Source organism: Thalassospira profundimaris, from assembly GCF_003326675.1.
Lineage (GTDB): Bacteria > Pseudomonadota > Alphaproteobacteria > Rhodospirillales > Thalassospiraceae > Thalassospira > Thalassospira aquimaris.
On the sequence record NZ_JPWF01000015.1, the window covers coordinates 52,808 to 76,934 of the forward strand.

Sequence of the window (24,127 nt, forward strand, 5' to 3'; positions counted from 1 at the left end):
CCGCTCAAATTCGCTTGGGTAAGGGAGCTAGGTGAAGTGGAATGTTCCGGTGCTCTTGACCTCTCCTCTAAGGAGTATGTCACCCGTTCCATACATCGATATGCCGATGGGTACTTCCTGAACGCTCTGGCTCCACAGGTCGTCAAGCACAGAGTTTTCACTGAAGGCAATGTGTCCATCGATGAGGCGGGTTATGGATATGCCCCAAAGGTTTTCTAACGCAGTGTTTGCGTCCACAACCCGACGTGCGCCATTGATCAACAAGCAAGGTGCAGTGACGGTATGGATGTACTCACCAATAACTGAAGGACTGTAAGTGTTATCAAGTGGATTAACTGCCAGCGCCTCAGTTGTGGGCTCTGATTTCCGATTGGAAAAGCGGCCAGAAATGTAGGCCAGAACCCAGATCATCAGAATAACGATCAAGGATAAGACTGGGTTGTCATAAATCCAGTTTGGCATAAGAAACGCCAAGGCTGCCGCAACGATTGCGACAACCGCCCCGAGCGCTAATCCTGGGTGGCCAAGGAGCACTTCTTTCTCCACTTCAATAACTTACGAGTATCATATTGTAGTGGATTGAGGCTGTTCAAGCCATACTACTCTTCGGGGTAGTATGGTTTCTGATTGCAGTGTTTTAATGCGGTGCCAAATCTTTCAGGAAGCATGACAGCGCGCGTACAGTGATTGAATGTAATCGTGCAAAAAATATTTGAAATATGACTGTGCTAAGGAAGAGATAGTTGGGTTGGTTGGACATGAGTTAGAGAGATTATCGGCTTTCAATTCACGTCGATATATCCCTCTGGAGTTAAAGGCGTTTCAATTTATTAGCAAGTTTTGGCAGAGATAACGCACTCTCCGATTGCATGTGTCTTATCTCTGCTCTCAACTGAACCGATTTTTGCCAGGTTGTGCCAATCAAAATTATTAATGCATTGATTTCTTCGGAATTTGAAGGCAACTTTTGTGTTGCCTGACAAGTACTTTCTGCGTTTGCTCACAGCTATATTGCTTCTATTTTCCGAACCAACTTCAACTTCCGTACTTACTGCTCACCTTGGCGTAGTTAGCGATTATAGCTCAGTTTGAATTGTTGTAGAGATTTTAAAAAATTGTAGAGATGGTCGATCGTGTTCAGATTAAGGGCCGATCAAGTTGATTGTGTGATCGGCCTTTGTGTTAGACGTTTCTACTAATCCAAGAGTGTGTAGTTTTCAGCCTTGGTAACGTCGGCATGGCGGTTGTCGATCGCAGTAGGATAGAGGCCGATTACCTTGCCGCCTTGGATGAGAGCGGGAACATCATGGCCAACCAAGAGGAATTTGCTGTCTGAAAGCGCTTTTTTAATCGCGGTTTTTTCCTGCAGAGTTGTCATGGCCCTGTTCCCGGTGATGGTTGGTTCAAGCAGAGCCTGATCAAGTAGCGGCGAGATAAGTTGGTCCTGAAGATTATAGGCAATGTCGCCCGCAATATTGACCATACCTTCCTCGGTTTCGACGAGAACCGAAATTGATCCAGGTGTATGCCCCCCGGAAAGACGCACAGCTACGCCGGGAATAACTTCTTCTTCAAAGCTTCCGTCCACGTCAAACAAGCGGATGGCGCCGGGTGTATAAAGCCGGTCAATCAGGTGCTTCGTATCCGCCGCAGCGTACATAGCAGGCCCCATAAGGCCAGACGCAGCAAATTCAAGTTCGCGTCGTGCTAGTGCAACCGTCGTTGTCATGGGAAACAGGTCATCACCGCCGACGTGATCAATATGCGCATGGGTATGAACAATATATTTGATGTCGGAACGCTTTAGTCCGTGCTGGCTTAGATGATAGTCGATTGTCATGGAGTCCTCGAGGATTCCATGCATGTTAAATGGTTGAAACTGCTCCATGTTGCGAGGGCCTGTGTCGACGAGGACGGGGGCATCTCCACCCAGGATCAGAAATCCCAGGAACGGAATGGTTACTTTGGTGCCTGGGTTGCGGAAAAGTACCAGTCCGCTGGCATCCATCGTCAGTTCGCCGATCGTAATGGGATACACCTTTAGAGTCATTTTAGTCTCCGTGTGGATTGTTCGTAGTTGAGGAAATTGAACGTTTGAATGATATGTAAATAACTAACAGTGACATTATCGATACAGATAACGTGATGAAGTAGATTGCAGAGGAGACATCGAAGTCTTCGGATATTTTTCCGACCGCAATTGAGGCAAATCCGGTGAATAGATAGGCAAAGACAAGAATTGTGTTGATTGTCTTTGAGTTATTTTTTTCTGTTGATTTAAGATTTATTATAGATATTGATCCGGAAAATTTTAGCGCATAGCCAATTCCAGATGAAAAACTGGAGGCGCCATAAAGAAAAATGCTTTGCTGATTTGCCGCAGCCACAAGAAGAGCCATTCCGAAAATCGAAAAAACTGCGCCAATTCGGATGGCGGGAAAGCCGTCAAATTTTCTTGCGAAAAATGCACCCGCACCAATGGAAATGGCAAAGAAGCCAAGCACGAAACCGTTCAGTAAGCTGTTGGTTGACGCAAGCAACTGTTTGGCGACAGTGGCACCAAGTGCTGTGTAGGTGACGCCGTGCATATAAGCCGTTGTTACAGTAAGGATCAGCAATGGGAGCAATGGCTTGCTTATGTTCGACTCATCCTGGCCTGATTTTGCTTGAGGGTATTGAGGGGGGCTGTTCGTCGTGAGGATATACAAGGCAAAAACTGCAAGCAGGACGATGAACAAGAAAACAAATGGGTAATGCGCGGGCTGAACGGTGAACTCCACAAAGGCGCCACCAGCAATAAAGGATGCAGAAAACCCGACTGATTGTGCTGCGATCGTGATTGTGCCAGCGCGTTGTTTGTTGGGGGACAACTCGATCAGTTCGGCCGCAGAGTAACCTGCAGACAAACCAACGCCGACACCCATGAAAACACGACCAACGAGTAGCCAGGCAAGGCTGTCTCCAATCGCAAACAGGAAAACACCAAGGGTCGATGCACCTAAGCCAATGCTGACGAGCTGTTCTCTTGAGAAGCGTTGCAGTGCGAAATTACTCAGTAACAGCAAAACACCGACGACAATCGGGTAGGTCCCGAAAACCAGCATCGTCTGCGTATAACTCAGATTCCATTGATCAATGTAGATCGGATAGACCATTGCCGGTGCTGCACTGGTCCAAAGCGTGTGTGCGACCACAGCTGCCGTGATCCATATGCGATATTTTGTGACGAGCCTGTCCATCTGTTTGTCCGTGGCTAGGAGGCGGCATTTATTTTGAACTGTTCGGTTCAAAATAAATGCATCGGAACCTTTTTTGTCAAGATCATTTTGAACTGATCAGTTTTTTAAAGGTTGTTTTTCGAGATGTTTTCGCGGAGTATACGCTTCCGTATCAGGCGCGAAAAAAAGCAGTGAGGACATTATTGTGGCACGTCCAAAGCAGTTCAATCGTACCAACGTGTTAGATAAAGCTATTCCGGTTTTTTGGATGTACGGCCTTGCGGGCGCAAGTCTCAGCCAACTTGAACAGGCCACAGGATTAAACCGGTCCAGCCTTTACGCAGAATTCTCAAGCAAGGAAGAATTGTTCAAAGAGGCGCTTAAACGATACGTAAGTTCTGGGCCTGCGCGCGAAATCCTGCTTGCAGAGCCGTTGGGCCTTAGCAATGTCGAGCGCTTTTTGAACGTTGCTCAGTGGTTTTCGGAAGATGCGCGCGGATGCTTCTTCGTGAACTCTGTTCGTGATCTTGCCGAATTGCCCGGTTCAGTGGTGTCGCTGATCGCAGAGCAGGTAAAAGCTTACCAGTCTTTGATCGAACCAAACCTTCAGAATGTATCGACTTTTGTTTCGCCCAAGACATTGAGTGAAATTGTTTGGTCATACTTCGCAGGACTCATGCTCAAGGACAATTTTGCAAATACCGATCCGCAAACAAGGTCCGACGAAATACGGGCATTTGTTGATCTGCTCGCAGGGCATGAACGCAATCAATAGATATAGGGTTCTGGCTTTGTTTCATCAAAAGAGTAAAAATTGTGGTCGATGCCGATATCTTTCGTGAACTCTCGGAATTCCTTCGGGTTCGTCCCGTCCTGGATGATTACTGTCTTTTTGGCGGAGACTGGCGTGCATTTCACGAACATGATTTGGAAGGGTGCGCGTATTTCCACTTGGTATTGGCAGGAAATTGCTTTCTTGAACGCCGGAACTGCGATCCAATTGCCTTATCGAAAGGCGATATTGTTTTGCTGCCGCATGGATCTGAACATTCCCTGGGTAGCGGAACTGATACAAGCAACAGCACCGTCATTACCGATGTCCGCCAAGATATCCGCATCAAAACAATCGAGGGCAGTGACGTAACAACGAAACTTGTTTGCGGACGGCTCTTTTACAGCACCGGGGCAAGTGACTTTCTTGTCCGGCTATTGCCCGAAGTTGTTATTTCAAAAACAATTGCACTGGACACGGAGTGTCGGCACGAATGGATTGTCTCCAATATCGCGACAGAAATTCAGGAGGGGCGCCCGGGCTGGTCAATCGTTGCAGCCAATTTTGCATCGGCACTTTTCACCATGGTTTTGCGCGATCATTTTGAAAGACATCCAGTTGCTGAAGGCGTTTTTTCTCTCCTTGCCAACAATCAGACCCGCAAGGCTGTGATTGCTATGTTGCACAATCCAGCCCATCCGTGGTCGCTTGACGAGCTGGCGGCTGCCTCTGTGACGTCAAGAGCCTCTCTTGTTCGTGCGTTTTCCAGAGCTGGCAACATAGCGCCGTTTGGTTTCCTGATGCGGCTCAGGCTCGGCATTGCACGTCAAAAGCTGTCATCTGGAAGTACTTCACTGGGCCAGATTGCCGAGGATGTCGGCTACCAGTCCGAAGCCGCATTCAGTCGGGCGTTTTTTCGGGAGTTCGGTGTTCGCCCGGGCCAATGGCGCGAATTTTCATCCAAAGCCTGATCTTTCCGTATAAACCGAAGGGCCGGTCATTCCAGAATGACCGGCCCTTACGAACGAAAACGGTTTTCCGTCAGTCCCGCGTTTCAGTAACCGCATCGAATGCGTCAAGAGTGCGTGTTGTGTAAACCAGTGCAGCACCAGCATTGACACTGATCGCGACGCTTAATGCTTCGGCGATTTCTTCTTTGGAAACGCCGAGTTTGGCAGCTTCGGCGCTATGAACTGTAATACAGCCGTCACACCGCAGGCTGATCGCAACGGCCAGGGCAATGAGTTCTCGTGTTTTGGCGTCCAGGTGACCTGTTTTGGCGCCGGCGCCGCCAATGGTGGCATATCCTTTCACGGTGTCCGGGCTCAGTTTGGCTACTTCTCCGACGCCAGACAACACTTGACCACGATATTCGTTCCAGTTGTGCATATGCATAATGTTTCTCCAGATTTTGGATGTTTAACCGTTTGATGGAGAAAAGATATCTGACGAAGTGCATCGGGAGAATGTCCGGGCGGATCATGTTTATGGCTGTGCGGATCAAAAAGAAATCAGCAAGACTGATATGGAAAAAAGGCCTTACTCCGGTGGAGCAAGACCTTTGATGCGCAGGCTGCGTGCAAGCTTAACTGGTGCGCCGGGTTCCGAGGAATATTGCTAGTGCCACTATTTCCGATATGGCTGCGACAGCCCCGATTTGCCAGCTGTTTCCAGCGGCAATGACAATCGAGCCTATTGCACTCCCAAGCGAGAAGCCCGCATACATCACCGACGTGTTCAATGAAAGCGTCACAGAGGCTGTTTGTGGCCCGCCGGCATTGATCAGGTTTGCCATTTGCGCAGGGAAAAACGACCAAACCGTAATACCCCACAACGAAATCGCGGCCAGAACAGGAATGAATGCGATGTCTGGTGTAAGGGCAAGGGCGCTAAATGCTATTACGACAAATGCCAGGGCCAGTAAAAGCAACGATGGCACAATGACGCGTGGATAACCGATGCGATCTGTCAGCTTACCACCGATCAGGACACCCACGGCAGCAGAGGCTCCCCAAAGGCTGACCGTTGCACCAATACCGGTTTCTGCAAAATTCAGAGTTTGTGAGAGATATGGCGCGATAAAGGGGTAAGCAGTATATGCCCCCATTGCCCAGAATGCAGTGACGAAAAGCGGTTTCAGAACTGCGGGCGACGTTGCAACTTTCACTCTTTCGGCAAGGCCCGCGACGCGAATCTCGCGACCTGCATCCTTATTGACGCCCGCATATATCCCCGCAGCAGCAATCAGGGACATTCCGCCGACGGCAAAAAATGTTGCTCGCCATCCAAGAGCATGTCCGATCAGTGAACCGAGCGGCAGGCCGAGCGCAATCGCAATTGTCATCCCGCCACTGACGATTGCCAGTGCCTGTCCTCGTTTCTCGGGTCCGGCGATCGCGCCAGCCAATGCATTCGCGTTGGGCACATAAAGCCCGGATGCGATTGCAAGCAGTATTCTTGCGATCATCAGGCTCGAATAATCGCTGGAAAGCCACGCAAAGATATTGCCGGCAGTGAAGAGTGCCATTGACCAGAGCAAAACATTCCGGCGGTTCAGGTTTGCTGTTAGCACCGTCATGACGGGTGAACTAAGCGCAAGTGTGATTGTAAATACAGTAACCAACTGGGCAACCGTTGAAACGGAATGGCCAAAGTCGACAGCCATTTTGGGTAACAGCGGAGCGATCATGAAGCCTTCTGTGCCGATCGCGAATGTTCCCAATGCCATGCAGAGTATCGGCATCAATTCCCGGAGGGTGGCGGATCGCCTTTTCTTTTCGGAAAGATTTGAGACGCTTGCGGAGCTTGAATTTGCGGGGGCAAGTGATTTTGATGTGCAAACAGATTGATGTGTCATGGGGCGTATCCAACTAAAAAGTCCGGATTGGCCGACAAAGCCAACCCGGAACTGGGACATCAGACAGGGATCGGTTCGGCAATGAGTGCAGCATTGAAGTTATGCACGAACTCATGCTCATCCGGTCCGACGTTGGCGCGGAAGGCTGCTGCGGCCTCGACCACCACTTCTGGTGTTTCTGTCGCCAGTCCCAGCATTGTTTGTTCGATGAAGCTTGTAAGATCCATTGCGCGCGGATCGTCGCTTTTCTTGATCAGATCGGTGTTCACCCAGGGCGGTGCAATTTCTTGTACACTCACCGATGTATCTCTGAGCATGAAGCGCAGCGACATCGAGTATGAGTGGATTGCAGCCTTTGAAGCCGAGTAAACCGCATTTCCTGCCAACGGCACGAAAGCGAGTACTGAGCTGTTATTGATGATTGTTGCGCGTTGCTGCGTTTTCAGATGTTCGACTAGTGCTGAGGTCATTCGCACAGGGCCGAGTACATTTGTCGTCAGAATCTGTTGGGAAACCGTGTCATCAACTGGTCCAGATACATCATCAAATGGCATGATACCGGCATTGTTGATGAGCACATTCAGGTTCGGATACTTGTTGATCAATTGCTTGGCAGCAGCATCGATACTGGCAATATCGTTGATATCGAGTTCGAGAGCATCCATGCCCGGGTTGGCTTTGGTGATTTCGTCTAAAAGACCTTTCCGCCGACCTGCGATGATTACCTTGTTGCCCAATTTGTGAAACGCCTCTGCCAGTCCGCGCCCGATACCGGATGTTCCGCCAGTGATGAAAATCGTGTTGTCGGTCATATGCATTTGCTTATTCCTTCGGAGTTTGTGCCCGACTTGAGCTGTTAAGCCGGTATTGCGTGATTATCCTGATTGACCTGGGGTCAAATTGCCGGGGTCAGTGCTTTTTCGCGGTAACGAGCACCCGGAGTGCTATGGGCAAACTTTTGGGAGAGGCTCTTGCGAGACGCCTCGAAATTGTCCCAGTCAATGCCACTTTGCAGTGGGGGAATTGTTACGACTTCGCCTTGGTCAAGTCCGGCCAGGGCTGCATCGACCATCACATCCGCACGCATGACCATTTCGTCAGGCATATTTGAGTGATGCATACCGGAGATTTCCCAGAATTCTGTCGCCGTTGCACCGGGAAGAACTGCTTGTACGCGGACGCCTTTATCGGCCAGTTCGTGATGCAGGGACTGCGTCAAAGCCAGTACATAGGCTTTCGTCGCACCGTATACGCCGTTGAGAATCTCAGGGCCAATCGCAACAATTGAAGAGATGTTGATAATTGTCCCTTCATTGCGCGAAGCAAATGCCGGAGCAGCAGCATATGTCAGTCGTGTAAGTGCCGTGACATTCAGGCCAATCATTTCCTCCATGCGGTTGATGTCGGCCGACAGAAGGGGGGCTACCGATCCGAACCCTGCATTATTGACGAGTACGGAGATGCTGCTGTCTGTCTTCAGAATGTGCTCAACATGTGCGGTGTCGGATTTTTTGCTCAGGTCTGCAGGCAGAACGTGAACGTAACGGCCGGTTTCCTCAGAAATGCTTTTTGCAATTGCATTAAGGCGATCTTCGTTACGAGCAACCAAAACAAGGTCATAACCACGCTTAGCCAAACGGTCAGCGTAAATCGCACCAATACCTGCCGATGCTCCGGTAATCAGTGCAGTTCCTGCGGCGGATGAGTCAGACATTTCAAATTCCTCTGCGAAGTTGGTTTCGATGAGGATGACGATAAGCTTGATTTGTGATGTCTTGAATGTCATATTAACGTCGTTTTAGGACATAATTTGTCCGTTTTATCAATTTTACGTCTTTTTATGCCATCGGAGGATGCGATGCTCAGTTTGGGGTTTATTCTGCACAGTGATTTTTCACCGATGGGACTTGCGGCCCTCACTGCGTTCGAACTGGCCAATGCACAATCGGAAGAAAAGCTTTATGACGTGTCAATTCTGTCCGCGAATGGCGGACCGGTAAAAGGGTCAATAGGGTTTTCGATAGATACTGAATCTGTATCCGATCGATACTTCGATTTGTTAATTGTCAGCGGCAGTATGCAGCCACCAGGCACCGAAGTTGTCGATTTTCTTAAGACGGCGCCACGCTTTAGTCGCAGGATTGCTTCAATTTGTACCGGCGCATTCGTGCTTGCGGCGGCCGGTCTGCTTGACGGCCGACGTGCTACGACCCACTGGGCATATGCACAGCAAATGAAAGAAAATTATCCCAAGATCAAAGTCGAGGAAGACCTGATATTTATCAAGGATGGGCCAATCTGGACGTCTGCTGGAATGACGGCAGGGATAGATTTGGCGCTTGCGCTTATCGAGGAAGATTTCGGAGCAGATCTTGCGCGCCTGATTGCCAAGAAGCTGGTCATTTATCATCGCCGTGCCGGAGGACAGACGCAGCATTCTACGTTGCTGGAGCTGGAACCAAAGTCAGACCGCATCCAGAAAGTGCTCACTTATGCGCGGCGCAATCTGGAAAGCCGTCTTGACGTTGAAGAACTGGCCGGCGTTGCAAATCTGAGCCCAAGACAGTTCAGCCGTGCCTTTCGTACCGAAACCGGACAATCTCCTGCGAAAGCAATTGAAAATCTCAGGTTGGAGGTTGCACGCAGCTTGATGGAAGACACCAATCATTCAATCGATGAGGTGGCACGTCAAACTGGATTTTCAGATCGTGACCGCATGCGAAGGGCGTTCCTACGAGCATTTGGTCAGCCTCCGCAAACCATTCGCCGCGCGACCCGTACCGCAGCTGGCATATAAGGTTCCCTCCCTGATCTGCCAGGTTTCCGATGTCTGACGGACTGGCAATATAACGTGCAGATATGACCCGCATTCAAAAATGAATGCGGGTCATTCAGTGTTGGCTGTTTGCACGTTTGAACACTCGATCAATCATTGCCGAATTCACTTCGATCGTTTCGGAAATATGAGGAAGACATGAGTGATTCAATGCGGACTGTTATTTTGGGCGGCAGCACGGGCATCGGCAAGGCCATCGCCTCTGCACTCTCGCACCGGGGAGGCGATGTTTTTTCTCTTGGCAGGTCGAATGGTATAGACGTTGCAAGTGCGGCAAGCATCGAGGGATGGTTTCTTGCCAATGGTGAGGTTGATCATGTGATTTTTACCGCGGGCTCGCAGGCGCCAGCGGGTATGGTTACAGGGCTGGACATTGACGCTGCCAAAGCAGCTTTCGACGTAAAGTTCTGGGGGGCGGTACGGGTGGCGCAGACAGCTGCAAAATACATCCGCTCCGGTGGGACCCTTACTTTGACTTCTGGATTTCTGGCACGCAAAACGGTTCCGGGCACGTTTGTTAAGACGACGATGAATGCCGCATTGGAAGCAGGTGTGAAGATCCTGGCACGGGAACTTGCGCCTGTTCGGGTCAATATCGTTAGCCCCGGTCTGACAGACACCGAAGCCTATAGCGGAATGGCAGCAAGTGATCGCGAACAAATGTTTGCAAGTGCAGCGAAATCGCTGCCGGTCGGCCGTGTCGCGTCACCAAATGACGTTGCCAAAGGGTATCTGTTTGTAATCGACTGTGATTCGGTTACCGGGGCCGTGATTGATATTGACGGTGGCGCGCTCGTTAGCTGAACGGACGCAATTCCCGAACCCCGGGTTCTAGATTTCAATTCAGAGAGAAGACTGTTCCTGTCCGACGTTATTTTGGGTTTCGGCACTGTTTTCTCTCGCAGGATTCCAACTTGTCAGGATCGCCTTTGGTGGTGAGAAAGGAAGCCGCATGGCCAAGTCATTGACCGTCGGGCACATCGATTTGTCGTTTCACAAGGCCAGCTGCCTTGAAGTGGAGAAAGTTCTCAAAAGGCATGGCTTTGAGGTTCAGCGACGGGCTGCCCCTCATGAAGACATGTTTGAATTGTTGAAAAATGACGAGATAGATCTGCTTGTGTCGGCATGGTTACCGGCAAGTCATGATTTATATCTTCGTCCAATTGCAGACAAGGTTAGCAAACTCACGGTGCTGTATGAGCCATACTGCATATGGGGTGTGCCGGACTATGTCAGTGAGCTTGAAGTTCGCTCGGTAGATGATCTCAAGAAACCAGCATCTCTCGACAGAATGGATAAGCTCATCCAGGGGATCAATCCGGGAGCCGGGATCAGCCGTTTTTCAGAAAAGATGATTGATAGCTATGGCCTGCGCCAATTTGGTTACCGCTTTAATGCGGGCTCTGAAGCCGATTGTTTCGACAGGTTTGAGCAGTTCTATGCAGCTCAACGGTGGCTTGTCATTCCGCTCTGGCACCCACAATACCTTCACAACCGATACAAGATCCGTGCACTTGAGGAGCCACAAGGTCTGTTGGGCGGTTCAGATCAGGCAACATTAGTTGTCCGTAATGCCGCAAAGGACAAGATCGGGCATTCCGCGCTTAAGGCGCTTTCCGCGATGTATTTGGGAAATGCGAAAGTGAGCGCGTTGGACGATCAATTGCAGCGAGCACACGCATAAAGCAACCGGCTGCTTCCGGTTTTACCCAAAATTCCAATGCGTCAGGACACAAGCCAGTCATGTCCCAAATCCCAAATGCAGCATCTTGTGACACACCATTTCCGCAGCAAAAAACCAACAGTACAATGTCTTATACGGGCCTCTTTGGTCTTGTTCTCGCGATCCTGATCTGGGGGGCGAATTGGCCCGTGATGAAAACCGGACTGGAACATATAACGCCGCTTTGGTTTTCCAGTTTGCGTTTTCTGACTGGTGGTCTTTGTTTGTTGGTCTATCAACTGGCCAAAGGGGATGTTCGTGTGCCACGAGCAGCTGATCTGCCCTTCCTGCTTTCCGTAGGCTTGCTGCAAATGATGTTGTTTACGGCGCTCGGTGCGATTGCGATGACCCAACTGAGTGCGGGGCGCTCTGCAATGCTGAGCTATACAACGGCTGTCTGGGTAGCACCTATTTCCTTCTTTGTTTTTGGCGAAAGAATAACCACGCGAAAGCTTGCTTCGCTGCTGCTTGGTGCGCTGGGAGTCATCGTTCTCATGAGTCCTGCTGCGATTGACTGGTCAAATTCAGCAGTCCTGCATGCCAACATGATGCTCCTGGCCGGAGCCTTGTGCTGGGCAGTATGTATTATTCATCTGAGATACTTCAGAAGTCACACTTCCCCATATCATCTGGCACCTTGGCAGATGCTTTTGGCAGGCACCGCCTTATTGTTTGTCGCCTTGATGTTTGAAGGGCGATATTCGGGAGACGGCAGTAATACGCTGTGGCTTGCCTTGTTCTTCGTGGGGCCTTTGGCGACTGCTTTTTGCTTTTGTGCCGTAAACTTGGCGAGTACGCGTTTGGCCGCCAGCACCATGTCCACGGCAATGTTGGGAGTGCCTGTTACAGGCATTCTGGTATCGGCAATTGTTCTTGGTGAAGCAATCGGGAGCAGTCTTGTTTTTGGAGCTGCGGCGATCATTTCTGGCATCCTGATCAGTTCTGTGCCTCTGAGGCGGCGCAAAATCGTATAAATTCTATGCGCAATTATCCCGAGATATGATTGAATTGTTACTCCGCGTAAGAGTAGTACTAGGCAGGACGGAAGGTCGGATGACTGTGCCATCTTCTAGCATATCCGAATTCAGATGAGGCTGCGTGGCATATGGAAAAACTCGATCCAGCGCTCTTGGACTGGGATGACCTAAAGGTGTTTTATTACGTTGCCCGTGAAGGATCCCTCACGGCCGCAGCACCATTGTTGAAGCTCAGTCAGCCCACACTTGGTCGTCGGCTTAGGCATTTCGAGGACCGGTGTGGGTTTTCACTGTTTCAACGCAGTGCAAATCGCCTGACACTTACAGACGAAGGCGAAGTTGTTTTCCAGCATGCAAAAAGCATCGACGAGGAATACATGGCTTTGCTACGGCAACTTGCCGGCACAGCCGAGGATTTGGAGGGCACGCTCCGGCTTTCAGCTTCCGACTGGTTTTCAAACTGCGTTTTGTCCGAACCGGTCACCCGTTTTTCTATCGCGAACCCACTGATCACGGTGGAAATACTGACCGACTTCAGGCTGCTAAACCTTGATCGAAGGGAAGCCGATTTATTATTGAGGTTTGTTAAATTTACTTCCCCGGGCATCATTCAGCGCAAATTCACGCATGTCCGTTACGGGTTGTTTGCCAGTCAGCATTACATTGACCGTGTTGGTTTTCCGAACGTCAAGGATGGTGGTGCCGGGCACCAACTGATTACGATGGATAGCCAGTTTGACGAGATCGCGGACCTCAAATGGCTTCGCCATCATCTGCCGAACGCGCATCTCGGTGTGAGAAGCAACAGCCGGGAACTTCAAGCGCTTGCATCAAAGCAAGGTGCCGGACTAAGCGTTTTGCCGGTGGTTTTGGGGAATTCCTCAGGCCTTGTGGAAATAGAGCTTTTCGGAAGGCCTCCGGGGAAGGATATCTGGATGGGGTACCATGCAGACCTGAAACGTCTTGGGCGCCTTCGCCTATTGATTGATCATCTGATAGAAGCCGTGCCTGCCACTATTTGACAGGGTCAAACTGTCATTGTTTGCACGCTGACACGTGTTGGCGTTCCTGATGCTCGACAGCATTCAAAAATGTATGACGCGTATACAAGCTTGGTTCTGTTAGGGGCCACCAAGACGGGCAATCATCTCTCTATCAAGTTTTGTTTTGTGGAGATGCATGATGAAAGCCGTTGGTTATTATACTGCTGGTGATATTGCGCGAGACGATGCGCTTGTGGATATCGAGCTTCCTGTACCATCGCCCGGTCCAAAAGACCTTTTGGTTCGCGTCAAGGCGGTTTCGGTAAACCCGGTTGATGTGAAAGTGCGTGTGCGTTCACAGCCGGCCGAAGGTAAAGCCGCAGTTCTTGGCTGGGATGTTGCAGGGGTTGTAGAATCCGTAGGCTCGGACGTCACAATGTTCAAACCAGGCGACGAGGTCTATTACGCAGGTGATATCACGCGCCCTGGCGCCAATTCGGAATATCACATTGTTGATGAGCGTATTGTTGCTCTGAAGCCCAAAACCCTCAACTGGTCAGAAGCGGCAGCCGTGCCGCTTACCGCCATTACGGCCTGGGAACTGTTGTTTGACCGTCTTGGCGTGCCGTATGGGCAAAAGACCGGTTCAGGTGCCATTCTGATCATCAATGGTGCGGGCGGTGTCGGATCAATTCTGACGCAGATCGCCCGCCGTCTCACCGGGCTGACTGTGATTGCAACAGCATCTCGTCCTGAAACCATTGAGTGGGTTAAGGCAATGGGGGCGCATCATGTCATCAATCACCACAATCCTCTTGATCAAGAGCTAAAAGCGATTGGTTTTGATGAGGTGGAATATGTCGCCGGTCTGACTTCAACCGAAAAGCAGCTTCCTTACTTCCCGCAGATTATTGCCCCGCAGGGTAAACTTGCGCTTATTGACGATCCGGAAAGCTTCGATATCGTCTCGCTAAAACGCAAAGCGATCACCGTGGTCTGGGAGCTCATGTTCACCCGTCCCATGTTTGCAACGAAAGATATGATTGCTCAGCATCAATTGCTGACAGAAGTTGCGCATCTTATTGATGTGGGTGTTCTCAAAACAACGAAACGGGAAGAACTGGCGCCGATAAATGCGACCAGCCTTAAAGTTGCACATGCGCGCCTTGAAAGTGGTAGCGCAATCGGCAAGACCGTTATTACAGGTTTTGAGGGTTGATCCGATGCATTTCAAACCCCTGTTTTTGGCCGCAGTGATTTCACTGTCGAGCAGTTTTCCGACCGTTGCATATGCACGTCAACAATCCGAAGTCGTTGCGGAACTCTATGGTGCGATGCCCACAGGTATCACAGTCGCGCCCAATGGACGCATTTTCATAAATTACCCGCAATGGGGAGATGGGAGCGAATTCACCGTTGCAGAGCTGATTGATGGCAAGGCTGTTGCCTATCCATCACAGGAAATGAACACGTTCAATGCTGCAATTCCTACCGAGCGGTTCTCCAGTGTTCAGAGTGTTGTGGCCGACGGCGAAAATCGTTTGTGGGTTCTTGATACCGGGTCTCCAGGTTTTCAGTCACCAATCATGGGTGCAGCGAAACTTGTTGCAATCGACCTGACAACGGATCGGGTCATCAAAACAATCGTGTTCTCGTCAGAGGTTGTTTTACCGACCAGCTATGTGAATGACCTGCGACTGGATCTTCGGAAAGGTGCAGAAGGTGTTGCCTATATCACGGATAGTTCTCTGAGTGGTCCGGGTGGGATCATTGTCGTTGATCTTGCCAGTGGCCAGGCGTCACGGCGCTTGAGCGGTGCCAGCTCAACGATGCCAGATCCGTCTTTCGTGCCGGTAATTGAAGGGGAAGAGCTGAAAGTCCGTCTTCCCGATCAGGAACCTCAACCCTGGCTCGTTGCAAGTGACGGCATTGCCATTTCAGCTGATGGAGAAACTCTTTATTACTGTGCATTGTCGAGCCGCCATCTCTACAGCATTCCGACTGCTGCGCTTCTAAACTCCAGTCTGAGCGACGCCGATCTTGAGGGGCTTGTAACTGATTTGGGGATCAAAGGCCCGTCTGACGGTCTCAGTGAAGATACTGACGGTAACATCTATGCCGGTGATTATGAGAAAAACGCAATCTTGCGTCTGGGGCGTGATGGAAAATGGGAAACCGTTGTAGAAGGCCCGGAGGTACTTTGGCCTGATACTTTGTCGATGGGGACTGACGGATACCTGTATTTCACTGCGAACCAGCTTCACCGACAGGCAGCTTTTCATCAAGGGGTCGACTTGCGTGAACAACCTTATCAGGTCTTGCGCGTTAAAGTGGATGCCCGTCCGGTCTATCTGAAATAAGCAGTGGCGGGGTTGTCATGACCAAAGACCAGAATCACGAAATCCGTTTGCTTGCTTATCTTGTTCCCAAACCGGGCAAACGGGAAAAGTTGCTTGCCGAGATTCAGGCGATTGTTGAGCAAACGAAGTCCGAAGAAGGGTGTCTTGAGTATGCCCCTCACGAGTTGATCGGTTCGTTCGGTACCATTGTTATGGACGAAAGATGGCTGAACCAGTCTTGTCTGGATGCCCATGCAAAAAGCCGCCATTTCAAAAAACTGGCCGAACAATTTGACGAGCTGTTGGCAGAGCCACTGAAGCTTCATTTCCTGGAGCCGCTGGCTTCATGATCACGAGGTGCGGAGAGCCGGATTGTTGAGTGTTTTCCGCACCTCATCATCAGTTTGCTCAGTTTCGAAATACTCTTTTCGCCGGGCGATGAGGGTTTCATCCGTAGGTATTAAACATCCACCGGGATGTCTTATGGAAAACGCCCCGCGGTTTTCTGAAAATGCCGGAGACCAAAAAATTGAAACGCCAGACCGCTCAAAAGGCGGCCTTGCTGGCGCAGTTATTTCAGGAGAGATCGATGGTGCGTGCATCCCTGTGGCTCGTGATGGCCGCGACGATGACTATGATTGGCGTATTGCTTTCGTCCTCGATCGCCTTTGCATCGGATGATGTGCAAAGAGGCGAAAAGTTGTTCACGCGCTGCCAAGCTTGTCATTCCCTGGTGCAAGGCGTCAACAAGTCTGGTCCTTCCCTGTTTGGGATCGCCGACCGCCCATCTGCTGCTGTCGAAGGGTATCGATATTCAAAAGCAATGGAAGGTGCTGGTGTTGTGTGGAACGAGGAGAACCTGAAATCGTTCTTGGCGTCCCCTCGAAAATTCATACCTGGTGTGAAGATGTCTTTTGCCATCAGGAAGCAGGAAGAACTTGATGATCTGGTTGCCTTCTTGCGGGCCCAATCACACGAGTAGCCATTGTCCGCCATTGTGCAGCCAATTGTCTCGAAAAGACGGTTTTGTGACATTCGGGTCTCGATCTGAAGGTCCTATTCTATCAAAGCACACAGACTGAACGAGAAGCGGGACCACTACCCGCATTGGGGATCCAGGGGATATGGCGTGCAGTCTCGCTAAGGTGCTGCCGTGCGAAACCCGCATCCCTTCCAGCGACTGGGATTGTCAGACAGAGAGAGCCGAACAAATGAAATATCAACTTAAGATCAATGGTGAAATCCGCAGTGTCGATGTTGAGCCCGGCACGCCGCTGCTTTGGGTGCTGCGTGACGAGCTCGGGCTGACCGGCACCAAGTTTGGCTGCGGTGTCGCCTATTGTGGCGCCTGTACGGTTCATATCGATGGCTATCCCTCGCGCTCATGTCAGACCTTCATTGAAGATGCGGTAGACAGTGAGATCACCACAATAGAAGGGGCCACAGACCGCGTTGCGAAAGCAGTCCAGGCAGCGTGGCGAGAAAAAGATGTTGTCCAGTGCGGCTGGTGCCAGTCAGGGCAGGTGATGTCGGCGATCGGTCTTCTGACCGAAAACCCGAAACCGTCTGATGAGGAAATCAAGGAATACATGTATGGCAACGCCTGCCGTTGCGTGACCTATCTTCGGATCAATGAGGCCGTCAAACTGGCGTCCCGAAAGCTGGAGGCCTAATTCATGACGGTTCAGATTTCTCGCAGAGGGTTTTTGATCGGCTCAGCGGCAGGAAGTACTGCGCTTCTTGTAGGGTTAGGTTCCAACGGAGTTCTGGCGGCAGCGGGCGAAGCAAAACTGGCGGCTGCTCTCAATCCCTTTGTCCGTATTGATGCCAGTGGTGTTGTAACGGTTATTCTGAAGCATTTTGAAATGGGCCAAGGAACCAGCACGGGTTTAACGACTCTGGTCGCCGAGGAGCTCGATGCGGACTGGGAGAAGGTGGATACCGAGTTTGCTCCTTCGGATGGCAGTCGGTACGCAAATCTGATGTTTGGCCTTCAAGGAACCGGTGGGTCGACCGCGACAGCAAATTCTTACATGCAGTATCGTGAAGCGGGTGCTGTTGCACGTGATTTGCTGGTGCGTGCTGCCGCGCAAACCTGGGGGGTCGACCCGGACAGCATTACGATTGAACGCAGCATCCTGACATCGGGGCCGCATTTCGGGCATTTTGGTGAATTTGTAGAATTGGCATCAACGCTCGAAGTCTCCTCGGATCCGGTTGTTAAAACGCCTGATCAGTTCAGATTGATCGGCAATCAGCGTCTTCATCGAAAAGACAACTCGAACAAGACGGATGGCACCGCCGTCTTTGCCATGGACATCAAGTTGCCCGGGATGATTTATGCGGCAATTGCACGCAGTCCAAAGTTTGGCGGCTCCGTGATCTCCTTTGATGATCGTGATGCCAAACAGGTCGGCGGGTTCATTGCTGCCCAAGTCTTGCCAAACAAGGCAGGGGTTGTTGCCTTTGCCAAAAACACATGGTCGGCATTTCAGGCACGGGACGCTTTGTCTGTTGAATGGGATTTTGCGAATGCCGAAAGCCGCAGCACATTCGAAATTGTTTCTGCTCAGAAGGCTTTGCTTGATCATCCCCAGTTTGACGTCAACCATGACATTTCTCTGTCTTCGGTTGCCTCAACCATTGCTTCGGCACCCCGCAAGATAGAGGCAGAATTTACGTTTCCATTTTTGGCTCATGCGCCACTTGAGCCGTTAAATTGTACGATCGCACCCACCAAGAGCGGTGTGATCATGTATGACGGCTGCCAATTTCCGGGGCTGTCACATCCGACAGTAGCCGCAATTCTTGATCTCGATCCGTCTCAGGTTGAGATCAAAACCCTATATGCAGGTGGTTCGTTTGGTCGACGTGCAAACCCGATGTCGGATTACAATGCAGAAGCTGCGATGGCCTTTGCCGTCTCCGGACGCAAGTTGCCGGTAAAACTGGTATGGAGCCGCGAAGACGATCTGCGAGGCGGGCACTACCGATCTCAGACAGCACATCGCGCAACAATTGCGCTTGGTGCTGAAGGTAACATCACAGCCTGGGATCACCGGATTGTCACAAAATCGATTATGAAAGGCACGGCGTTTGAGCCGGTTCTTGTTCGCGAAGGTATTGATAGTACGTCCGTCGAGGGGATAGCGGAAGGTCTGTACGATATCCCAAATCATGCGGTCGGACTAAGCGATTTTGAAACCGCAGTGCCTGTCCTGTGGTGGCGTTCTGTCGGTCATACCCACACCGGTTTTGTCATGGAAACACTGCTTGATATGGTTGCAAGCGAGACCCGACAGGATCCGATTGAAATGCGCCTTGCAATGTTGGACCCCAAGGGCACAAACCAGGCTCGCATGATCTCGGCAATCAATCTGGTGCGTATGATGTCGGGGTGGGAAGAAGGGGATAAGCGCGGATTTGCTTGTCACTATTCATTTAATACATGCGTTGCGGTCGTCGCGGACGTGTCGGTTAACGGCAAAGACGTTCACGTAAACAAATTGTATATGGCCGTTGACTGTGGGGTTGCCGTCAACCCGGATATTATCCGTGCACAAATGGAAGGCGGAGCTGGCTTTGCTTTGGCCGCTATTTACCGAGGCGAGATTACGCTGACTGACGGTGAAGTCGATCAATTCAACTTTCCGGACTATGAGCTGCTGCGCAATGGTGAAATGCCCGAAATCGAAGTAGGGATCGTGTCTTCGAATGCCGCGCCGTCGGGTGTTGGCGAGCCGGGCGTTCCGCCAACGGGGCCCGCTGTTGCCAATGCCATTTTTGCGCAAACCGGCACACGGATACTCAATCTTCCAATGACCAAGGCTGGCTTCAATTTTGTTTAAGCCGTCGCGTGCGGGAAGCGATACCCGGTGTGTCGCTTTCCAGCACTCTATACTGCAAAGCGCGGATTGCCGGCGACCAGAACGGGGCGTCTGACCAATGAACAACCACCTGTCATCCATGCTGTCAGATTGGCAGAAATTCAGGACCAGCACCCAATGGGTGTTGGGGACTGTGTATCTTACCGAAGGGTCGGCTTACCGAAAAGCAGGCGCAATGATGCTGGTAAATGGTAACGGTCAGCAATTCGGTCTGCTGAGTGGAGGCTGTCTCGAAGCGGATATCATGCGCAACGCGCGCAAGGCCATGGTCACAGGCAAAGCTGTGATGCTGGTATATGACGGGAGTGACGAAGACGACCTGTCATTCAGGCTGGGAATAGGATGTGGTGGTCGCGTACACATCATGTTGCAACCGCTTTTACCGGGCAACGATCTTGGCCTGGCGGACTTGCACGCTTCGTTGCAACGGCGTCAGAAGGGAAAGTATTTTCAGAAGATTGGCGATGTTTGCGCCTATTTCGAACCTGACAGCACAGTTTCTTTAGAGCACGCCTCCATTGAAAAGCGCCCGGATGGTGACTGGCTGGTCACCCCGATTTTGCCCGAGCCCCATTTATTGATCATTGGCGGTGGCATGGATGCGCGTCCTGTCATCAGTTTGTCGCATCAACTGGGGTGGAAAACGACACTTGTCGATCCCAGAGCCGCCAATGCCCGGCGTGAGCATTTTCCAAATGCGAATGTGATCCTGCGTCACCTGGATGACAGCCTCATTGCGTACATCCATGAAAACAGTGTGGATGCCTCTGTCCTTATGGCTCACAGCATTTCACTGGATGCGAAGGCGCTGGAATTGCTGTCACGCAGTTCTGTTCGACATGTCTCGGCCTTGGGGCCCAGGCACCGGTTTGCGGAGCTGTTGATGCAGGCGGGCCTCAAAGAGGTGGATCTGCCATTTGATGTTGCCAGCCCAGCTGGCCTGGACATTGGGGGGCAGCTGCCCGAAAGCATTGCCTTGTCAATTTTGTCAGGGATTCATGCGGTGCTTTTCAGGAAACATAGTGCTGCGGTTGCCCGGCTTCAGGCCGCGGAATAATGGAGGATCAAATGATGATTGCTGCAATTATTCTGGCTGCGGGACAAAGCAAACGGTTTGGACGCTGCAAGCAGCTTGCAAACTTTAACGGAAAGTCGCTTCTCAATCATGCAATTGACGAGGTGCGCCAAGCGGTTAGTGGACCGATCTACGTCGTTTTAGGTGCGTCACGAGATGAAATTGCCCCAACAATTACAACGGTTGTTGAAGTTGTTGTGAATAGCAACTGGACATCGGGAATGGGCAGTTCTATCGCGGTTGGTGTTGCCTGTGCCGCGCGGCAAAATGACCTGGATGGCATATTGATAGCTGTTTGTGACCAAGTCAGGGTGACGCAGCAAGACTATCGACATCTGACCGACCGTTTTGACGGCCGTTCTGTGATCTCGGCGCAATATGGCTCTGCGAATGGTGTGCCTGCCATTTTTCCTCGATCAATGTTTTCCGCACTTGAGAAACTGGATGGGGAAATTGGTGCGCGGCGAATTCTGAACAAAGAATCCTCGCCTGTCACAAAAATACCTATGGATCATGCGGGGTTTGATGTCGATACGCCACTTGATCTTTGCGTGGCGACATAGCGACGCGGTCAAGAAGTCGTCCTGATGAATTTCGATAGCACATATGTATTAAACGGTGAACTGAAGGTGTGATTGAATTAAATCGGTGGTGGAGTAGTTTGTTTGGGTGGCCGACTGATGATCTATTTATAGTAGATATCATCGGTTTCATCAAAGTACTTGAATGATTTTTTGAAGATTCTGGAAAACATGGTGATGAAATTGACTTTTATCTTGATTTTCAGTTTTTGCTTTAAATTTCTTCAAGTAATCCGGCGTTGACGTGGTGGGGATTTTCGCCTCGCCCTAACCCCCTCCGCCCCCGAGCGCCTCCCGCGTCAACGTCTGCTGCATCGACAAACCGCGTGCTCAATACCGTCGTTTATCGACTGCCCGATCATGGTTGGGCCTTACTCAGAGGGGGATGAGTTGCACTTGGAACTGGGGCTCGGAAAACATAGGTTTTTAACGTGTTTCCTGATCTTTCTATATGTGGCGTTTGTCTTTTACTTGGACAATCTGAGCGATTCCGGAATGGCGGTCGCTGTCATGTATGTGATTGCAGTGTTGCTCGCTTCGGGCTTTGCCTCCGCAAATGTAATTCGGGCAACAGGTACCGTTTGCGTCGTGCTGACCGTATCGGCGTTTGTCTGGGGACATTACGATGATTTGTTCGATGACAGCCTGGCGCGCTGCATATTCAGTGTTGCAGCAATTGCGATTACCACAGTGCTCGCCGTTCGGAACCAGCGCGGAACAGATGTTCTGGCGCAACGTGCAGGTTTGTTGAACCTGAGCAACGATGCCATCTTTGTTCGAGACTTGGAAGGCGCCATACAGTTCTGGAATCGTGGCGCGGAAAAGCTCTACGGATACCGATCTTACGAGGCCATCAATGCCGTAAGTGCGGAGCTTCTCAATACCAAATTTGACGTTCGGCATGCCGAGGCGATGGCGTGCCTTGTCGAAACCGGCCGATGGGAAGGTGAACTTGTCCAAACGAAAAGAGATGGTTCACAACTCACTGTCGCAAGCAGATGGTCGCTAAGTCGGGATGAACGCGGACGGCCGCGGGCAATTCTCGAAACAAACACCGACATTTCAGAACGAAAACGCACCGAAGTAAAACTGCAGGAGCAGGAGCGGGAGCGGCGGGTCATTCTCAACACTGTTCCGGCATTCGTCTGGACAAACCTGACAGATGGAACGGTCGATTATCTCAATGAGCGCTGGACCGAACTTGGAATTGATCTGTCGGGGATCTCGCGCCGGCTCGAAAACCTGATCCATCCGAGTGATTTGCCGCGTTGGCGGGACCTTTGGGCGCAGGCCGAACAATCGGCGGAGATGATTGAAACAGAATGTCGCCTGAAAACCGGTAGTGGCGTCTATCGGTGGATGCTGATGCGGGGCTCTCCGCTGATGAGCAACGCTGGCGAGGTTGTTCGATGGTACGGGGTTATGAACGATATTGATGCCCTGCGACAAACGGAAGAGGCCTTGCAACAGGCACATGCCGATTTGGCACATGCGACCCGCGTAGCAACGCTCGGAGAACTTGTGGCATCCATTGCCCATGAGGTGAACCAGCCGTTAGGGGCCGTTGTTACCAATGGTGAAGCCGCGTTGAGATGGTTGCATCGTACGCCGCCCGAAATCTCAGAAGTGCGGGATGGGCTCGACCGTGTGATCGCCGAGGGCCAGCGAGCAAGTGAAGTGGTCCGACGCCTGTTGTCACTTTCCAAAAAGGGCGTTCCACTCAACAAATCTGTTCTCAACTGTGCGGAGCTGATTACCGAAAGTCTTGCACTTGTTCAGCGAGAATTGATGCGTCACGACATTGCTGTTGATGTTGATATCTCCGCACCGGATGTGAAGGTTCGCGGCGACAAGATCCAGCTCCAGCAAGTGTTGATCAATCTTTTGATGAATGCACATCACGCTGTTTTGGAAGTTCAAAACGGCGCGCGCAATATCCGGATCAGTTTGAAGTTATCTGTAACTTCGGATGTGCTGATTGTGGTGCAGGACAGCGGTCATGGCATTTGCCGAAAGCATCAAGAACGCCTTTTTACAACCTTCTTTACGACCAAGCGCAATGGTTTGGGGATGGGGCTGTCTATTTGCAGATCAATCATCTCTGCGCATGGCGGAAGAATTTCATTGCAATCTGAAGAGGGAGAGGGGGCGATTTTCACGATTGAACTGCCCGCTTGTAGCACGTGATAAAAAAATTAGAGTTATCAGATATTGCGCTGAATGGATCGGTGTATGTGATCGACGATGACGCTGCCATCCGAGATGCCGTCAGCAGTTTGTTGCGTTCAATCGGCTTTGCTGTATCGGTCTTTGAAACAGTACCGGCCTTTTTGGAAGAGACGTTGCCGGACAATCCGGCGTGCCTGGTACTTGATGTTCGTCTGCCGGGAATTGGTGGGCTGGATTTTCAGGGTAAATTGAAAGAGCTTGGCGTTTCGATGCCAGTGATCTTTATGACGGGCTTCGGTGATGTGCCGATGAGCGTTAAGGCAATGAAAGCCGGCGCAATCGATTTCCTTTCCAAACCGTTCCGTGATCAGGACCTAATTGATGCGGTTATCGTTGCTTTGGACCTGGACCGAAAAAGACGCATTGATTTGGCCAGCTTTGAGGATCTGGTTCAAAAGTTCAACTCGCTGACCCATCGTGAGCGCCAGGCAATGATGCTTGTTTCGGCAGGGCTGATGAACAAGCAGATCGCCGGAGAACTCAACCTGAGCGAAGTAACGGTCAAAATCCACCGTGGCACAATGATGAAAAAACTGGAAATGCGGTCGGTTGCGGACCTGGTTCGAACCGTCGAGCTTCTCAAGAAGCATGGTGTCATCGAAGATGATTAATCCTTTGATATGATTTTGTTTACTGCTCGGTAGGTTCAT

24 protein-coding genes are annotated in these 24,127 nt (G+C 51.0%); 17 read left to right on the plus strand and 7 right to left on the minus strand.

All coding sequences use genetic code 11. The annotated features are described in order from the left end of the window. Positions 1-27 precede the first annotated feature (27 nt). The 3 genes from TH19_RS18455 to TH19_RS18465 form a co-directional block, all read right to left on the minus strand. The gene (locus tag TH19_RS18455) at positions 28-534 is read right to left on the minus strand and encodes a hypothetical protein (protein WP_147250793.1); all 507 of its coding nucleotides are present in this window, start codon (positions 532-534) and stop codon (positions 28-30) included. Positions 535-1,195: 661 nt separating this feature from the next. Beyond that, the gene (locus TH19_RS18460; RefSeq protein ID WP_114103834.1) at positions 1,196-2,050 is read right to left on the minus strand and encodes an N-acyl homoserine lactonase family protein; all 855 of its coding nucleotides are present in this window, start codon (positions 2,048-2,050) and stop codon (positions 1,196-1,198) included. A gap of 1 nt (position 2,051) precedes the next feature. Continuing rightward, positions 2,052-3,239 (minus strand): MFS transporter, encoded by a 1,188-nt coding sequence (locus tag TH19_RS18465; protein WP_114103835.1) that lies wholly within the window; start codon positions 3,237-3,239, stop codon positions 2,052-2,054. Between the two features lie 184 nt (positions 3,240-3,423). On the opposite strand from TH19_RS18465, the gene TH19_RS18470 reads away from it, so the two are divergent. Together TH19_RS18470 and TH19_RS18475 are read left to right on the plus strand one after the other, a co-directional pair. Beyond that, on the plus strand, positions 3,424-3,993 hold the full coding sequence (locus TH19_RS18470) for a TetR/AcrR family transcriptional regulator (RefSeq protein WP_147250794.1): 570 nt from the start codon (positions 3,424-3,426) through the stop codon (positions 3,991-3,993). A 41-nt stretch (positions 3,994-4,034) separates the two neighbouring features. After that, positions 4,035-4,961, plus strand: coding sequence for an AraC family transcriptional regulator (locus TH19_RS18475; protein ID WP_114103837.1), 927 nt, complete (start codon positions 4,035-4,037; stop codon positions 4,959-4,961). 70 nt (positions 4,962-5,031) lie between these two features. Here the strand turns inward: TH19_RS18475 and TH19_RS18480 are convergent, their stop codons facing one another. The 4 genes from TH19_RS18480 to TH19_RS18495 form a co-directional block, all read right to left on the minus strand. Further along, positions 5,032-5,385, minus strand: a complete 354-nt coding sequence (locus TH19_RS18480; protein WP_437128966.1) for a carboxymuconolactone decarboxylase family protein — start codon at positions 5,383-5,385, stop codon at positions 5,032-5,034. A 190-nt stretch (positions 5,386-5,575) separates the two neighbouring features. Continuing rightward, positions 5,576-6,847 (minus strand): MFS transporter, encoded by a 1,272-nt coding sequence (locus tag TH19_RS18485; RefSeq protein ID WP_220151764.1) that lies wholly within the window; start codon positions 6,845-6,847, stop codon positions 5,576-5,578. A gap of 59 nt (positions 6,848-6,906) precedes the next feature. After that, positions 6,907-7,665, minus strand: a complete 759-nt coding sequence (locus TH19_RS18490) for an SDR family oxidoreductase (RefSeq protein WP_114103839.1) — start codon at positions 7,663-7,665, stop codon at positions 6,907-6,909. A 77-nt stretch (positions 7,666-7,742) separates the two neighbouring features. After that, positions 7,743-8,633: an SDR family NAD(P)-dependent oxidoreductase gene (locus TH19_RS18495; protein WP_258548035.1), complete on the minus strand. Its 891-nt coding sequence runs from the start codon at positions 8,631-8,633 to the stop codon at positions 7,743-7,745. Between the two features lie 24 nt (positions 8,634-8,657). On the opposite strand from TH19_RS18495, the gene TH19_RS18500 reads away from it, so the two are divergent. The 15 genes from TH19_RS18500 (at position 8,658) to TH19_RS18570 (ending at position 24,088) form a co-directional block, all read left to right on the plus strand. Next, positions 8,658-9,644 (plus strand): GlxA family transcriptional regulator, encoded by a 987-nt coding sequence (locus TH19_RS18500; RefSeq protein ID WP_258548036.1) that lies wholly within the window; start codon positions 8,658-8,660, stop codon positions 9,642-9,644. A 135-nt stretch (positions 9,645-9,779) separates the two neighbouring features. After that, positions 9,780-10,487, plus strand: coding sequence for an SDR family oxidoreductase (locus tag TH19_RS18505; RefSeq protein ID WP_258548037.1), 708 nt, complete (start codon positions 9,780-9,782; stop codon positions 10,485-10,487). 148 nt (positions 10,488-10,635) lie between these two features. Next, entirely contained in the window at positions 10,636-11,367 is a 732-nt protein-coding gene (locus TH19_RS18510) for a glycine betaine ABC transporter substrate-binding protein (protein WP_114103841.1), read from the plus strand. A gap of 59 nt (positions 11,368-11,426) precedes the next feature. Further along, on the plus strand, positions 11,427-12,380 hold the full coding sequence (locus TH19_RS18515; RefSeq protein WP_181846474.1) for a DMT family transporter: 954 nt from the start codon (positions 11,427-11,429) through the stop codon (positions 12,378-12,380). A 131-nt stretch (positions 12,381-12,511) separates the two neighbouring features. Beyond that, entirely contained in the window at positions 12,512-13,405 is an 894-nt protein-coding gene (locus tag TH19_RS18520) for a LysR family transcriptional regulator (RefSeq protein ID WP_220151765.1), read from the plus strand. A 157-nt stretch (positions 13,406-13,562) separates the two neighbouring features. Next, the gene (locus tag TH19_RS18525) at positions 13,563-14,585 is read left to right on the plus strand and encodes a zinc-binding alcohol dehydrogenase family protein (protein ID WP_473774333.1); all 1,023 of its coding nucleotides are present in this window, start codon (positions 13,563-13,565) and stop codon (positions 14,583-14,585) included. After that, a complete protein-coding gene (locus tag TH19_RS18530; RefSeq protein ID WP_220151766.1) occupies positions 14,524-15,726 on the plus strand; it encodes an L-dopachrome tautomerase-related protein in 1,203 nt (400 codons plus the stop codon). Before TH19_RS18525 ends, TH19_RS18530 begins: the two co-directional genes overlap by 62 nt. Before the next feature lie 17 nt (positions 15,727-15,743). Next, positions 15,744-16,055 (plus strand): putative quinol monooxygenase, encoded by a 312-nt coding sequence (locus TH19_RS18535; protein ID WP_114103843.1) that lies wholly within the window; start codon positions 15,744-15,746, stop codon positions 16,053-16,055. Between the two features lie 179 nt (positions 16,056-16,234). Next, a complete protein-coding gene (locus tag TH19_RS18540; protein WP_181846475.1) occupies positions 16,235-16,687 on the plus strand; it encodes a c-type cytochrome in 453 nt (150 codons plus the stop codon). Between the two features lie 229 nt (positions 16,688-16,916). After that, complete coding sequence (locus TH19_RS18545; protein WP_114103845.1) at positions 16,917-17,378, plus strand: (2Fe-2S)-binding protein; 462 nt, start codon at positions 16,917-16,919, stop codon at positions 17,376-17,378. A gap of 3 nt (positions 17,379-17,381) precedes the next feature. After that, complete coding sequence (locus TH19_RS18550) at positions 17,382-19,553, plus strand: xanthine dehydrogenase family protein molybdopterin-binding subunit (protein ID WP_114103846.1); 2,172 nt, start codon at positions 17,382-17,384, stop codon at positions 19,551-19,553. Positions 19,554-19,650: 97 nt separating this feature from the next. Next, the gene (locus tag TH19_RS18555; protein ID WP_114103847.1) at positions 19,651-20,649 is read left to right on the plus strand and encodes an XdhC family protein; all 999 of its coding nucleotides are present in this window, start codon (positions 19,651-19,653) and stop codon (positions 20,647-20,649) included. Positions 20,650-20,660: 11 nt separating this feature from the next. Continuing rightward, entirely contained in the window at positions 20,661-21,230 is a 570-nt protein-coding gene (locus tag TH19_RS18560; RefSeq protein ID WP_181846476.1) for a nucleotidyltransferase family protein, read from the plus strand. A 414-nt stretch (positions 21,231-21,644) separates the two neighbouring features. Next, positions 21,645-23,435, plus strand: coding sequence for a PAS domain-containing sensor histidine kinase (locus tag TH19_RS18565; RefSeq protein WP_181846477.1), 1,791 nt, complete (start codon positions 21,645-21,647; stop codon positions 23,433-23,435). Between the two features lie 47 nt (positions 23,436-23,482). Then, on the plus strand, positions 23,483-24,088 hold the full coding sequence (locus TH19_RS18570; RefSeq protein WP_258548038.1) for a response regulator transcription factor: 606 nt from the start codon (positions 23,483-23,485) through the stop codon (positions 24,086-24,088). Positions 24,089-24,127 lie beyond the last annotated feature (39 nt).

Bases quoted from the DNA above. Each gene is read 5' to 3' on its own strand.
- TH19_RS18460 (WP_114103834.1), bottom strand. From the start codon at position 2,050: ATGACTCTAAAGGTGTATCCCATTACGATCGGCGAACTGACGATGGAT.
- TH19_RS18465 (WP_114103835.1), bottom strand. From the start codon at position 3,239: ATGGACAGGCTCGTCACAAAATATCGCATATGGATCACGGCAGCTGTG.
- TH19_RS18480 (WP_437128966.1), bottom strand. From the start codon at position 5,385: ATGCATATGCACAACTGGAACGAATATCGTGGTCAAGTGTTGTCTGGC.
- TH19_RS18485 (WP_220151764.1), bottom strand. From the start codon at position 6,847: ATGACACATCAATCTGTTTGCACATCAAAATCACTTGCCCCCGCAAAT.
- TH19_RS18490 (WP_114103839.1), bottom strand. From the start codon at position 7,665: ATGCATATGACCGACAACACGATTTTCATCACTGGCGGAACATCCGGT.
- TH19_RS18495 (WP_258548035.1), bottom strand. From the start codon at position 8,633: ATGACATTCAAGACATCACAAATCAAGCTTATCGTCATCCTCATCGAA.
- TH19_RS18510 (WP_114103841.1), top strand. From the start codon at position 10,636: ATGGCCAAGTCATTGACCGTCGGGCACATCGATTTGTCGTTTCACAAG.
- TH19_RS18515 (WP_181846474.1), top strand. From the start codon at position 11,427: ATGTCCCAAATCCCAAATGCAGCATCTTGTGACACACCATTTCCGCAG.
- TH19_RS18520 (WP_220151765.1), top strand. From the start codon at position 12,512: ATGGAAAAACTCGATCCAGCGCTCTTGGACTGGGATGACCTAAAGGTG.
- TH19_RS18525 (WP_473774333.1), top strand. From the start codon at position 13,563: ATGATGAAAGCCGTTGGTTATTATACTGCTGGTGATATTGCGCGAGAC.
- TH19_RS18530 (WP_220151766.1), top strand. From the start codon at position 14,524: ATGCGCGCCTTGAAAGTGGTAGCGCAATCGGCAAGACCGTTATTACAG.
- TH19_RS18535 (WP_114103843.1), top strand. From the start codon at position 15,744: ATGACCAAAGACCAGAATCACGAAATCCGTTTGCTTGCTTATCTTGTT.
- TH19_RS18545 (WP_114103845.1), top strand. From the start codon at position 16,917: ATGAAATATCAACTTAAGATCAATGGTGAAATCCGCAGTGTCGATGTT.
- TH19_RS18550 (WP_114103846.1), top strand. From the start codon at position 17,382: ATGACGGTTCAGATTTCTCGCAGAGGGTTTTTGATCGGCTCAGCGGCA.
- TH19_RS18555 (WP_114103847.1), top strand. From the start codon at position 19,651: ATGAACAACCACCTGTCATCCATGCTGTCAGATTGGCAGAAATTCAGG.
- TH19_RS18560 (WP_181846476.1), top strand. From the start codon at position 20,661: ATGATGATTGCTGCAATTATTCTGGCTGCGGGACAAAGCAAACGGTTT.